The organism is Pseudomonas sp. BF-B-26 (genome assembly GCF_019956495.1).
GTDB lineage: Bacteria > Pseudomonadota > Gammaproteobacteria > Pseudomonadales > Pseudomonadaceae > Aquipseudomonas.
This window is the reverse complement of record NZ_JAHBDP010000022.1, coordinates 15,437-29,154: the sequence shown is the minus strand read 5'-3', so window position 1 is coordinate 29,154 and position 13,718 is coordinate 15,437. Positions and strand designations below refer to the sequence as shown.

The window sequence follows — 13,718 nt, the reverse complement described above, 5'->3', positions numbered from 1 at the left end:
GGGCGCTCCGTGGCTCTGGATAAGCCAGTCTGATAATTGAAGCGCCAGATTACTCGCGGGTTTTTTGCTTGAAGAATCTCTATGTAGTGACCTGTGCCCGGCGAAATGTGCTGTATCGGTCAAGGGGGCAGGCCTGAGGGTAAAAGCCGACCGCTGTTGTCGGAATTGGTTATTTTTTGTGCTATATTCCGCGCCCGCGATTTTTCATCTCAACACCGGTCATCGTCATGCAAACAGCCAAGCCGTTATTTGACTATCCCAAGTACTGGGCCGAATGTTTCGGTCCAGCGCCATTCCTGCCGATGAGCAGGGAGGAGATGGATCAGCTTGGCTGGGATTCATGCGACATCATCATCGTCACCGGTGATGCGTACGTTGACCATCCGTCGTTCGGCATGGCAATCATCGGCCGGCTGCTGGAGTCGCAAGGCTTCCGCGTCGGGATCATTGCCCAGCCGAACTGGCAGTCCAAAGACGACTTCATGAAGCTCGGCGAGCCGAACCTGTTCTTCGGTGTCGCGGCCGGCAACATGGACTCGATGATCAACCGCTACACCGCCGACAAAAAAATCCGCTCCGATGACGCCTACACCCCTGGCGGCATGGCGGGCAAACGTCCGGACCGCGCGAGCCTGGTTTACAGCCAGCGTTGCAAGGAAGCCTACAAGAACGTGCCGATCGTTCTCGGTGGCATCGAAGCGTCCCTGCGCCGCATCGCCCACTACGATTACTGGCAGGACCGGGTTCGCAACTCGATCCTGATCGACGCCAGCGCCGACATCCTGCTCTACGGCAACGCCGAGCGTGCGATCGTCGAAGTCGCCCAGCGTCTGTCCTACGGTCACAAGATCGAAGACATCACCGACGTACGCGGTACCGCATTCATTCGTCGCGACACCCCGAAAGACTGGTACGAAATCGATTCCACACGTATTGACCGTCCGGGCAAGATCGACAAGATCATCAACCCGTACGTGAACACCCAGGACACCCAAGCCTGCGCCATCGAGCAGGAAAAAGGTCCGGTTGAAGACCCGAGTGAAGCCAAGGTCGTGCAGATTCTGGCCAGCCCGAAGATGACTCGCGACAAGACCGTGATTCGTCTGCCTTCGGTTGAGAAAGTCCGCGGTGACGCAGTTCTGTATGCTCACGCCAACCGCGTGCTGCACCTGGAAACCAACCCGGGCAACGCCCGTGCGCTGGTGCAGAAGCACGGCGAAGTCGACGTCTGGTTCAACCCGCCTCCAATTCCAATGACCACCGAAGAAATGGACTACGTGTTCGGCATGCCCTATGCGCGCATTCCGCACCCGGCGTACGGCAAGGAAAAGATCCCTGCCTACGACATGATCCGCTTCTCGGTGAACATCATGCGTGGCTGCTTCGGTGGCTGCACTTTCTGCTCGATCACCGAGCACGAAGGCCGGATCATCCAGAACCGTTCCGAAGAGTCGATCATTCGCGAAATCGAAGAGATCCGCGACAAGGTCCCCGGCTTCACCGGCGTCATTTCCGACCTCGGCGGCCCGACCGCGAATATGTACCGCATCGCCTGCAAGACCCCGGAAATCGAATCCGCGTGCCGCAAGCCTTCGTGCGTGTTCCCGGGCATTTGCCCGAACCTGAACACCGATCACTCGTCGCTGATTCAGCTGTACCGCAGCGCCCGTGCCTTGCCGGGTGTGAAGAAGATCCTGATCGCTTCCGGTCTGCGCTATGACCTCGCGGTCGAGTCGCCGGAATACGTCAAAGAGCTGGTGACCCACCACGTCGGTGGTTACCTGAAGATCGCCCCGGAACACACCGAGGAAGGTCCGCTCAATCAGATGATGAAACCGGGCATCGGCAGCTATGACAAGTTCAAGCGCATGTTCGAGAAGTACTCCAAGGAAGCCGGGAAAGAGCAGTACCTGATTCCGTACTTCATCGCCGCTCACCCGGGCACCACCGACGAAGACATGATGAACCTGGCCCTGTGGCTCAAGGGCAATGGCTTCCGTGCCGACCAGGTGCAAGCGTTCTACCCGTCGCCGATGGCCACCGCCACCGCGATGTACCACTCGGGCAAGAACCCGTTGCGCAAAGTCACTTACAAGAGTGACGCCGTGACCATCGTCAAGAGCGAAGAGCAGCGTCGTCTTCACAAGGCCTTCTTGCGTTATCACGACCCGAAAGGCTGGCCGATGCTGCGTGAGGCGCTGACCCGCATGGGCCGCGCCGACCTGATCGGGCCGGGCAAGAACCAGTTGATCCCGCTGCACCAGCCGGCAACCGACAGCTACCAGAGCGCCCGTCGCAAGAACTCGACGCCGGCTGGCAGCCACAAAGTTGCGGGTGAGAAGACCACCAAGATCCTGACCCAGCACACAGGCTTGCCACCGCGCGCCAGCGATGGCGGCAATCCGTGGGACAAGCGTGAACAGGCCAAGGCAGCGGCATTCGCCCGCAACCAGCAGGCGGCCAAGGATCGCAAGGACGCGGCCAAAGGCAAGGGTCCGAAGCCTGCGCGCAAGCCGGTTGTACCGCGCTAAACCTCGCTTGAGCTGAACAAAACGCCAACCTTCGGGTTGGCGTTTTGCGTTGTGCGCCACGGAAAACCGGGGCGATGGGCCGGAAGCTGTGTTGGGGCAACTGGCCTCTTCGCGAGCAAGCCCGCTCCCACAGTGATCTCTGTCGTTCACAAATTCTGCATCCACAGAAAACCCTGTGGGAGCGGGCTTGCTCGCGAAGAGGCCTGTATTGGCGCCGACAATGCAGCTGAACGCCACAAATCCGTGCAATCGACGCAAACCAAATTCCCGCATCGCCCGATTTTGGTGCTGTACTGCCTCAAGCAACCGGAGAAAGCGCCAGCGCTGCTGGATGGCATAAGTCTTGCGCGCTTTCCAATACGCTTAAGGCTCGCAGGAGGCACGCCGTGTCGATCCATGTCGCATTGCACCACGTCACGCATTACCGCTACGACCGCGCCGTCGAGCTCGGTCCGCAGATCGTTCGTCTGCGCCCGGCCGCCCACAGTCGCACGCGGATACTGTCCTACGCGCTGAAAGTCTCGCCCGAGCAGCACTTCATCAACTGGCAGCAGGACCCCCAGGGCAATTACCTGGCGCGGTTGGTGTTCCCGGAGAAAACCGATGAGCTGCGGATCGAAGTCGATCTGCTGGCAGAGATGGCGGTCTTCAATCCGTTCGACTTCTTCCTTGAGCCCTACGCGGAAAAGATCCCTTTCGCCTACGCCGCGGATGAGCGCAAAGAACTGGCGCCGTACCTGGAAACCTTGCCCCTGACGCCAAAGTTCAAAGCGTATCTGGATGGCATCGACCGCACGCCGCTGCCCAGCGTCGATTTCCTCGTCGCACTCAACCAGCGCCTGAGCGAAGACATTGGCTACCTGATCCGCATGGAACCAGGTGTGCAAACGCCCGAACACACCCTGGAACATGCCTCCGGTTCCTGCCGCGACTCCGCGTGGTTGCTGGTGCAGCTGTTGCGCAACCTCGGTCTGGCGGCGCGTTTCGTCTCCGGCTACCTGATTCAACTGACCGCAGACGTTAAAAGCCTCGACGGCCCGTCGGGCACTGACGTGGACTTCACCGACCTGCACGCCTGGTGTGAGGTCTATTTGCCCGGTGCCGGCTGGATCGGCCTGGACGCGACCTCTGGGCTGTTTGCCGGTGAAGGACACATTCCGTTGGCCTGTAGTCCCGATCCGGGCTCTGCGGCACCGATCAGTGGCTTGGTTGAACCGTGCGAGTGCGAATTCACCCACGAAATGTCCGTGGAGCGGATTTGGGAAGCGCCACGGGTAACAAAACCCTACAGCGAAGACCAGTGGCTGGCGATCCAGGCCTTGGGTCGGCAGATCGATGCCGACCTGTTGGAAGGTGACGTACGCCTGACCATGGGCGGCGAACCGACGTTTGTTTCCATCGACGATCCAGACGGCGCCGAGTGGAACACGGCGGCACTGGGGCCAGACAAGCGGCGTCTGTCCGCCGAACTGTTCCAGCGCATGCGTAAGCACTACGCGCCCAAAGGTCTGGTGCATTTCGGTCAGGGCAAGTGGTACCCCGGCGAGCAATTGCCGCGCTGGTCACTGAACTGCTACTGGCGCCGCGACGATGTGCCGATCTGGCACAACAGCGCGTTGATTGCCGATGAGCAGCAAGACTACGGTGCCAATGGTGAGTTGGCCGGACGCTTTCTGGCGAGTGTCGCCGAACGCCTGAAAATTCCGACACGTTTTGTGTTTCCGGCCTACGAAGACAATTTCTATTACCTCTGGCGCGAAGGCACTTTGCCGCAGAACGTCAGCGCCGAAGACTCACGTCTTGAAGAGCCTCTGGAACGTGCACGCCTGCGCAAAGTCTTCAGCCAGGGTCTGGACAAAGTCATCGGCCAGGTCCTGCCGCTGGCGCGCACCGCCAAGGGTGATCAATGGCAAAGCGGCCGCTGGTATCTGCGCGATGAGCATTGCCGACTGGTGCCGGGGGATTCGCCGCTGGGCTATCGCTTGCCGCTCGGCTCGCAGCCTTGGGTGAAAGCGGCGGAGTACCCGTTCATTCATCCTGTGGACCCGAATCAGGATTTCCCTGCACTGCCCGACACTGCGCAACTTCAGAGCCAAGGCGAGCCTGCAGTTGCTGATGAGCGCACGCCAAAGATCGACGAATCCGCCGACTGGCTGACCCGCACGGCGTTCTGCGCGGAAGCACGAGAAGGGCGGTTGTACCTGTTCATGCCGCCGCTGGACCGGGTCGAGGATTATCTGGAACTGGTCAGCGCCATCGAAGCCACCGCCGAAGAATTGCATTGCCCGGTGTTGCTGGAAGGCTATGAACCGCCGAGCGATCCGCGCCTGAGCAACTTCCGGATCACGCCCGACCCGGGTGTGATCGAGGTCAACGTGCAGCCGTCCGCCACATGGGATGAACTGGTCGAACGCACCGAATTTCTTTATGAAGAAGCGCGCCAGACCCGACTGACCACCGAGAAATTCATGATCGATGGCCGGCACACCGGCACCGGCGGCGGTAACCATTTCGTACTGGGCGGCGCGACACCGGCTGACTCACCGTTTCTACGCCGCCCCGATCTGCTGCGCAGCCTGATCAGCTACTGGCATAACCACCCGTCCTTGTCCTACCTGTTTTCGGGATTATTCATCGGCCCGACGTCTCAGGCGCCACGGGTCGATGAAGCGCGCAATGATGCGTTGTATGAACTGGAAATCGCCTTTGCCCAGATGCCTGAACCGGGCGAGGAGTGCGCGCCGTGGCTGGTGGATCGGTTGCTGCGCAACCTGCTGATCGACGTGACCGGCAACACGCACCGTGCCGAGTTCTGCATCGACAAGCTTTATTCACCTGATGGGGCGACGGGGCGTCTGGGGTTGCTCGAATTGCGCGCCTTTGAAATGCCGCCCCATGCGCGCATGAGCCTGGCGCAACAGTTGTTGCTGCGGGCGCTGGTGGCGCGGTTCTGGCGCGAGCCCTATGCACCGCCGAAGCTGGCGCGCTGGGGCACTGAGCTGCACGATCGTTTCCTGTTGCCACACTTCATCGAACAGGATTTCGCCGACGTCATCGTCGACCTTAATGCCGCCGGTTATCCCGTGCGCGCCGAGTGGTTTGCGGCGCATCTGGAGTTTCGTTTCCCCAAGGTCGGCGATTACGCGGTCAGCGGGATCGAGCTGCAATTGCGCCAGGCGCTGGAGCCCTGGCATGTGCTGGGTGAGGAGGGCGCAGTCGGCGGCACGGTGCGTTATGTGGATTCGTCGCTGGAACGCTTGCAGGTCAAACTCACGGGCCTGCCGCCGCAGCGTTATCTTCTGACCTGCAATGGCATCCCGGTGCCATTGCAACCCACCGGCCGGGTCGGCGAGTTTGTCGCTGGCGTGCGCTTCCGCGCCTGGCAACCGGCCAACTGCCTGCAGCCGACCATCCCGGTCCACGCGCCACTGGTGTTCGACCTGCTCGACACCTGGATGCAGCGCTCGCTGGGTGGCTGTCAGTACCATGTTGCCCATCCGGGCGGGCGCAACTACGACAGCTTGCCGGTGAACGCCAATGAGGCGGAGAGCCGTCGAATGGCGCGTTTTTTCCGCATCGGACATACGCCTGGGAAACTTCCTATACCCAATATGGAAATTAACGACGAGCTACCGATGACTCTCGATTTACGACGTTTCTAAACCGTACGCGACGCTCGGATTTTTCGTATATCCGGGCGTCATGAGCCTGCGTTAGTCTGACCGTTCTTTGCTGTCTGCCGAGCTTTCCATGCCTGACCTGCTTGACCGCTACCCGCTGACGGCGGGCACTTATCATGAACTGCTCGACGACAGCGGCGCGGTGCGCCCGCACTGGCGTCGGTTGTTCGACCAATTGCAACGCAGCACACCAACGCAATTGGTGCAGCGTCAGGCGTTGCTGACCCGGCAGATCCAGGAAAACGGCGTGACCTATAACGTCTACGCCGATCCCAAGGGGGCGGATCGACCTTGGGAACTTGATCTGCTGCCGCACGTGATTGCGGCTGATGAATGGCAGCAGTTATCGGCCGGAATCGCCCAGCGGGCACGCTTGCTCAATGCTGTGCTGGCAGATCTGTACGGCCCGCAACGGTTAATCGCTGAAGGTCTGCTGCCTGCCGAGCTGGTTTTCGGTCACAACAATTTCCTCTGGCCCTGTCAGGGCATTACGCCCCCCGACGGGGCTTTTCTGCATCTGTACGCCGTGGATCTGGCGCGTACGCCCGACGGTCGCTGGTGGGTCACGGCGGATCGGACGCAAGCACCGTCCGGTGCCGGTTATGCGCTGGAAAACCGCACCATCGTGTCCCGGGCCTTTCCCGAGCTGTACCGCGACCTGAAAGTGCAACACCTGGCCGGGTTCTTCCGCACGCTTCAGGAAACCCTGGCCCGTCAGGCGCCCAGTGATGACGAAGCGCCGCTGATCGTGCTGCTGACGCCGGGACGTTTCAACGAAAGCTATTTCGAACACCTCTATCTGGCGCGCCAGCTCGGTTACCCACTGGTAGAGGGCGGCGACCTGACCGTTCGTGATGCCACGGTGTACCTGAAAACCTTGAGCGGACTGCGCCGGGTCCACGCGATCATGCGGCGGCTCGACGATGATTTCTGCGATCCGCTGGAGCTGCGCACTGACTCGGCCCTTGGTGTGCCGGGGTTGCTGGAAGCGGTACGCCGAGGTCGGGTGCTGGTGGCCAACGCCCTCGGTAGCGGCGTGCTGGAGTCGCCGGGGTTGTTGGGCTTCCTGCCGAAGATCAATCAATTCCTGTTCGGTGAAGAATTGATCCTGCCTTCCATCGCGACCTGGTGGTGCGGTGAAGCGCCGGTGCTGGCCCAGGCCCTGGAAAAATTGCCGGAGTTGTTGATCAAACCGGCTTTCCCGTCACAGAGCTTTGCTCCGGTATTTGGCCGTGATTTGAGTGAAAAACAGCGTCAGGAACTGGCTGAGCGCATGCAGGCCCGGCCTTACGCCTATGTCGCGCAAGAATTGGCTCAGCTTTCTCAAGCGCCGATCTGGCAGGCTGAAGACGGTTATCTGCAACCTCGGGCCATTGGCATGCGCGTGTACGCAGTGGCCAGCCGTGAGGGCTATCGGGTGTTGCCCGGCGGCCTTACCCGGGTTGCCGCCGAGGCTGACGCCGAAGTGGTGTCGATGCAGCGCGGTGGCGCGAGCAAAGACACCTGGGTGTTGGGCGATCGCCCGCCGAGCGGTGAGCAATGGAAAACCCAACGCACGATCGGTGTGCACGACCTGGTAAGGCGTGATCCGTACCTGCCGTCGCGGGTGGTGGAAAACCTGTTCTGGTTCGGCCGTTATTGCGAACGCTGTGATGACAGCGCGCGGCTGCTGCGAATCATGCTGGCGCGGTATGTCGATGGCGATGACCCGCAAGCCCTGGAGGCGGCGGTCGATCTGGGCGAACGGTTGATGTTGTTGCCCGATGAAGGGGAGTTGCCGCAGCGTTTGCTGGCGGCATTGCTCGGCGATGACTGGTCGTTCAGCCTGCGCTCCAACCTGCAGCGTTTGCAGTGGGCGGCCTCGCAGGTGCGCGGCAAGCTCTCGCGGGAAAACTGGCAAGCGCTGGTGGAGCTGCAGCGCGAGGCCTTGGAGCTGGAAGCCGAAGAGCCGGATTTCGGCGAGTTGCTGGATTTCCTCAACCATCTGGTGATGTCCCTGGCGGCGTTATCCGGTTTCGCCCTCGACGACATGACCCGGGACGAAGGTTGGCGCTTCCTGATGATCGGGCGCCGGATCGAACGTCTGCAATTTCTCAGCGCCAGCCTGGCGGCATTTCTGCGCGGCGCCGGTGCTTTCGATCAGGCCGGGCTGGAGTGGCTGCTGGAACTGGGCAACAGCAGCATCACCTACCGATCGCGCTATCTGGCGGTGGCGCAATTGATCCCGGTGCTTGACCTGTTGCTGCTCGACGAGCAGAACCCCCACGCCGTGCTGTTTCAGTTGAAACTGGTGACTCGTACCTTGAAACGCTTGAATGACGACTTCGGCGTGCCTCGCGAAGCGGGGTTGCCGCAGTTGGTGGAACGCCTGGCACAGTTCGATCTGGGATGTCTGGAGAACTCGCTGTTTGGCGCAGCCAGCGTTCGGGCCGCCATTGAGGGGCTGGCCGATCTGTTGCAAGAGATCGCCGACGCCAGCGGGCAAGTGTCGGATCGTCTGGCCCTGCGCCACTTCGCCCACGTCGATGATGTCAGCCAGCGCACGGTGTCCGTCTGATGAGCGCCCATTACCAGATTCTCCATGACACCCATTATCACTACGACAGCCCGGTGTCCCTGGCTCAGCAGCTCGCGCACCTGTGGCCGCGTGCATGTGCCTGGCAGCGCTGCACCGAGCAACAATTGCAGATCAGCCCCGACCCGACGACCCGCCGCGATGAACTGGATGTGTTCGGTAATCCGCTGACCCGGTTGGCGTTCGAGCGGCCTCATGATGAATTGCTGGTCAATGCCCGGCTCACCGTCGAAGTGCTGGCCCGGCCTGCGCTGGATTTCAATCAATCCCCCGCGTGGGAAGAAACCCGCAACGCGCTGACCTACAGCAGTCAGCCGCTTTCCCCCGAATTGCTGGAAGCGTGTCGTTACCGGTTCGAATCGCCCTACGTGCATTTGAAGCGCAACTTCGTCGAGTTTTCCGAAAGCTGCTTTCCATCGGGTCGGCCGCTACTGTTGGGTGTTCAGGCGCTGATGGAGAAGATCTTCAGCGAGTTCACCTTCGATGCCGAGGCGACCCAAGTGGCGACGCCGCTGGTGGAAGTGCTGGAGCGCCGGCGCGGTGTTTGTCAGGACTTCGCTCACCTGATGCTCGCCTGCGTACGCTCCCGTGGGTTGGCGGCGCGGTACATCAGCGGCTACCTGCTGACCCGGCCACCATCGGGCCAGCCGCGCCTGATCGGCGCCGATGCGTCACATGCCTGGGTTTCAGTGTTTTGCCCGGTACTCGGTTGGGTGGATTTCGACCCGACCAACAACGTGCAGCCGGCGCTGGAACACATCACCTTGGCCTGGGGCCGGGATTTTTCCGATGTATCGCCGTTGCGCGGGGTGATTCTGGGTGGCGGTAATCATGACCCGGAAGTCCGCGTCACAGTGATGCCGCTGGAGTGACCACGATCCACTGTGGGAGCGAGCCTGCTCGCGATAGCGGAGTATCAGTCAAATAATTGCTAAATGTGCCGCCGTCATCGCGAGCAGGCTCGCTCCCACATGGGAATGTGCAAGTCAGTTCTGGAGGGGACATTTCAGATGGGACTGTGAGGGTCAGCAAAAGAACTGCTGACCCTGGACACAGATCCGGTGGGCCTGATCAGATCATCGGGCCCTGAGGGTCTCAGGCGTCGGGCGCCTGATCTTTCGGTGCTTCAACAGCGTCTTCTGCGGCCACTTCACCTTCTGCATCCGGGTTCAGTGCGGCGGCTTCTTCTTCAGCTGTAGCTTTCTTGCGCTGAAGCTTTTCCTCTTTCTTCTGCTCCTTGGCCAAGTCTCTCTGACGTTTGGCGAAGGAATAATTGGGTTTAGCCATGGGCGATCCTCTGGGGTCGAAGGTGAGGTTGAGCGGCGCGTATTCTGCCCTGTATCGATGCCCAGCCGTTAGCTGGGTTTTTGCTCGATCCACTTTGGCACCACTGTCGGCTGCCAGGCATCCAGCTCATCAAGCAGGGTTTGCGGCGATTCGCTCACTTGCAGCATGTCACGGTGCGGTTCGCGAACGAAGCCTTCACCGACGATATGATCGAGAAAAGACGTCAACTTGCTGTAGAAACCGTTCACTTCCAGCAGCCCCAGCGGTTTTCCATGATAGCCGAGCTGGCCCCAGGTCCAGACTTCGAACAGTTCTTCCAGCGTGCCCAGGCCGCCGGGCAGGGCGATAAAGGCGTCGCTGAGCTCGGCCATTCGCGCCTTGCGCGCATGCATGCCGTCGACCACTTCCAGGCGAGTCAGGCCGCTGTGACCGATTTCCTTGTCTTTGAGGCTTTGCGGGATGATCCCGATCACTTCACCACCGGCCGCCAGCGCAGCATCGGCGACGATGCCCATCAGCCCGACGGCGCCACCGCCATAGACCAGAGTCAGCTTACGCTCGGCCAATGCTCGCCCCAAGGCGACAGCCGCTTCACGATAAGCCGGGTTGGTGCCAGTGCTGGCACCGCAAAATACACAAACGGACGCTAAAGACATGCCTTACTCCATGGTCAGGATGGTCACAGAGTAAAGGCAGGCACGCGGCGTTCCAAGGTCTACACTTCGCGTTCAGGTGTTTCAAAGGTTCCGCTGGCGCCACAGGCATAGGCGGCGAGCAAACTGCGCAACAGGCTGTTAAGGGACATGACTGACACTCCAGATGGGTGAGGACGAGCTGATGATAGGGCCGCCCCAGACGTCTGGCTGGTAGATTGTTTCGATAGGTGTCATAGCCCGAAAGTTGTATACAATTTTTGATTCAGGTCATAGGAACTTGCGAAGTTTTCAGGCAGTCTTCTGTCCATTCGCACTTTTATTAACCCTGCCTTGGAGATTCACCATGTTTGCCAAACTTGTTGCAGTATCCCTGCTGACACTGGCCAGCAGCCAATTGATGGCTGCCGAGTGCAAGGTCACTGTCGACTCGACTGACCAGATGTCCTTCGATACCAAGGAAATCAGCATCGACAAGAGCTGCAAGACGTTCACCGTGGAGCTGAAACACTCCGGCAGCCTGCCGAAAAACGTCATGGGGCATAACTGGGTGCTGAGTAAAACAGCTGATATGCAGCCAATTGCCACCGATGGTCTGAGTGCAGGTATCGAGAAGAACTACCTGAAAGAAGGTGATGCTCGCATCATCGCGCATACCAAAATCATTGGTGCTGGCGAAACGGATTCGGTGACCTTCGACATCTCGAAACTGGCTGCTGGCGAAAGCTACGGTTTCTTCTGCTCGTTCCCGGGCCACATCTCGATGATGAAAGGCACTGTTGTCCTGAAGTGATCGAATCGAACGCATAAAAAAAGCGTCCCAAGTGGACGCTTTTTTGTGCCTGTCTGTTCGCCCAATCAAGGTGCAAACGGCATCACTCGCTTGTGATGAGTCTTTTTATAGGTGTCGCAGATGATCTTGAACGCTTCCTCGCGCACCGGTTCGCCGTGCAGGAACGCGTCGATCTCGGCATAGGTCACGCCGTGGGACGCTTCATCCGGCTTGCCGGGCGACAAGTCTTCCAGGTCGGCCGTGGGGATTTTTTCCACCAGCGACTCCGGCGCGCCGAAGCTGCGGGCGATGTCCCGGACCTGGTTTTTCACCAGACCGCTCAGTGGAGCCAGGTCGCACGCGCCATCACCGAACTTGGTGAAGAAGCCCATCACCGCTTCCGCTGCGTGGTCAGTGCCGATCACCAGGCCGTGGGCTGCGCCGGCGATGGTGTATTGGGCGACCATGCGCATCCGCGCCTTGGTGTTGCCGAGCACGAAATCCACCGAGACTGCGTGCTTGCCTTCAAACGCTGCGACTTCACTGGCCAGGGATTTGACCGCCGGGCCAATGTTCACGGTGTGGCGCTCGTCCGGGGCGATGAAATCCACCGAGGCCTGGGCGTCGTGTTCGTCGAACTGGGTTTCGTACGGCAGGCGCACGGCGATGAACTTGTAGCTGTTGTCGCCGGTGCGTGTGCGCAGTTCGCGCATGGCACGCTGGGCCAGCAGACCGGCGGTCAGGGAATCGACGCCGCCGCTGATGCCGAGCACCAGGGTCTTGAGCCCGGAATTGACCAGGCAATCCTGGATGAAGGTAATCCGCCGGGTGACTTCAGCCTCGAGGGCGGCCTGGTCGGCGAACGGCGGCTGGACCTTGAGCTGTTCAGCAATCTCACGCTGTTCGGCTTGCATGAATTCACTCCTTGCTTGATGTGCTGGAAATGGCAGCAGGTACTTTGAAAACGTGTCGCAAATAGGCGACGAAATTCGGGTCTTTGCAGTGAGTCTTGCCAGGCTCATCGGAAATCTTTGCCACGGGCTGGCCGTTGCAGGCGGCCATTTTAAGCACGATATTCATCGGTTCGACACCCGGAATATCGCACGTCAGGTTGGTGCCGATACCAAAGCTGACATTGATCCGACCGCGCAGCGCCCGAAAAATCTCCAGGGACCTTGGCATTGTCAGGCTGTCGGAGAACACCAGCGTCTTGCTCATCGGGTCGATACCCAGCTTGTGATAATGCGCGATGGCCTTTTCCGCCCAGAGCACCGGATCCCCGGAATCATGGCGCAGGCCGTCAAACAGTTTGGCGAAGTACAGGTCGAAATCGCTGAGAAAGGCATCGGTGGTGATGCAGTCGGTGAGGGCGATCCCCAAAAGGCCACGGTACTCGCGGACCCAGCAATCGAGGGCGGCAATCTGACTGTCGATCAGCCGCGGGCCGAGTTGCTGATGGGCCATGATCCATTCGTGGGCCATGGTGCCCAACGGTTTCATGTCCAGTTCCCGTGAAAGGTGCACGTTGCTGGTGCCGACAAAACGACCGGGGAAATCGTGCTTGAGCACGTTCACCACTTCTTCCTGCACGCGGTACGAGAAGCGACGACGAGTGCCGAAATCGGCGACCTGCAATTCGGACAATTCCTGCGCGCTGGCGTTGGCGGTGAGCCAGTCGAACTTGCGGTAGAGCTGCTCACGCGCCTGTTCCAGGACGACTTCACGGTAGCGATAGCGGTTGCGCACCTCGCTGACGATGGACAGCAGCGGCACTTCGAACAGGATCACGTGCAGCCATGGCCCGCGCAGGCGGATGAACAGCTCGCCGTTTTCGATACCGGTGTGGATGTAGCGCAGATTGAAGCGGAACAACCCGAGAAAACGCAGGAAATCCGGCTTCATGAAGCTGATGCGCTCCATGAAGCTCAACTGGTCGGCGCTCAGGCTCAACTCGGCAAGGCGCTCGATCTGGAAGCGGATTTCCGCCAGGTACGGGCGCAAATCTTCACTGTTACGGCAACGAAACTCCCATTCGACTTCCACGTTCGGGTAGTTGTGCAGCACCGCCTGCATCATCGTCAGTTTGTAGAAGTCGGTGTCGAGCAGGTTCTGCACGATGCGATCGCCAAACACGCTCTCGCTCATAACGGGGGTTCTCCAGGCTGGCCGCGGCCCGTGGCAGCGACGTTGCAGCTGTTTCAATGAATGGGGCTAGTGGCG

9 protein-coding genes are annotated in these 13,718 nt (G+C 60.2%); 5 read left to right on the top strand and 4 right to left on the bottom strand.

Annotated features, from left to right (window positions below; translation table 11 throughout):
• Nucleotides 1-227 precede the first annotated feature (227 nt).
• The 4 genes from KGB03_RS01720 (at nucleotide 228) to KGB03_RS01705 (ending at nucleotide 9,658) form a co-directional block, all read left to right on the top strand.
• Nucleotides 228-2,531, top strand: a complete 2,304-nt coding sequence (locus tag KGB03_RS01720) for a YgiQ family radical SAM protein (RefSeq protein WP_111449251.1) — start codon at nucleotides 228-230, stop codon at nucleotides 2,529-2,531.
• 386 nt (nucleotides 2,532-2,917) lie between these two features.
• Entirely contained in the window at nucleotides 2,918-6,193 is a 3,276-nt protein-coding gene (locus KGB03_RS01715) for a DUF2126 domain-containing protein (protein ID WP_111449250.1), read from the top strand.
• An 88-nt stretch (nucleotides 6,194-6,281) separates the two neighbouring features.
• Nucleotides 6,282-8,768 (top strand): circularly permuted type 2 ATP-grasp protein, encoded by a 2,487-nt coding sequence (locus KGB03_RS01710; RefSeq protein ID WP_223526067.1) that lies wholly within the window; start codon nucleotides 6,282-6,284, stop codon nucleotides 8,766-8,768.
• Nucleotides 8,768-9,658 carry a transglutaminase N-terminal domain-containing protein gene (locus KGB03_RS01705; protein ID WP_192409989.1) on the top strand — a complete coding sequence of 297 codons (891 nt, stop codon included), beginning with the start codon at nucleotides 8,768-8,770 and terminating at the stop codon, nucleotides 9,656-9,658. The genes KGB03_RS01710 and KGB03_RS01705 overlap by 1 nt, the downstream gene beginning before the upstream one ends.
• Nucleotides 9,659-9,881: 223 nt before the next feature.
• Here KGB03_RS01705 and KGB03_RS01700 read toward each other — a convergent pair whose 3' ends face one another.
• The gene (locus KGB03_RS01700; protein WP_008157021.1) at nucleotides 9,882-10,073 is read right to left on the bottom strand and encodes a hypothetical protein; all 192 of its coding nucleotides are present in this window, start codon (nucleotides 10,071-10,073) and stop codon (nucleotides 9,882-9,884) included.
• Nucleotides 10,074-10,141: 68 nt separating this feature from the next.
• The gene (locus KGB03_RS01695; protein WP_008157022.1) at nucleotides 10,142-10,729 is read right to left on the bottom strand and encodes a TIGR00730 family Rossman fold protein; all 588 of its coding nucleotides are present in this window, start codon (nucleotides 10,727-10,729) and stop codon (nucleotides 10,142-10,144) included.
• Nucleotides 10,730-11,072: 343 nt separating this feature from the next.
• Between KGB03_RS01695 and azu the strand changes: the two genes are divergently transcribed.
• Nucleotides 11,073-11,519 carry an azurin gene (gene azu, locus KGB03_RS01690; RefSeq protein ID WP_111449246.1) on the top strand — a complete coding sequence of 149 codons (447 nt, stop codon included), beginning with the start codon at nucleotides 11,073-11,075 and terminating at the stop codon, nucleotides 11,517-11,519.
• 65 nt (nucleotides 11,520-11,584) lie between these two features.
• Here the strand turns inward: azu and nadE are convergent, their stop codons facing one another.
• Nucleotides 11,585-12,412: an ammonia-dependent NAD(+) synthetase gene (gene nadE, locus KGB03_RS01685; protein ID WP_111449245.1), complete on the bottom strand. Its 828-nt coding sequence runs from the start codon at nucleotides 12,410-12,412 to the stop codon at nucleotides 11,585-11,587.
• Between the two features lie 4 nt (nucleotides 12,413-12,416).
• Nucleotides 12,417-13,643: a nicotinate phosphoribosyltransferase gene (pncB, locus tag KGB03_RS01680; protein ID WP_192409991.1), complete on the bottom strand. Its 1,227-nt coding sequence runs from the start codon at nucleotides 13,641-13,643 to the stop codon at nucleotides 12,417-12,419.
• Between the last annotated feature and the right edge of the window lie 75 nt (nucleotides 13,644-13,718).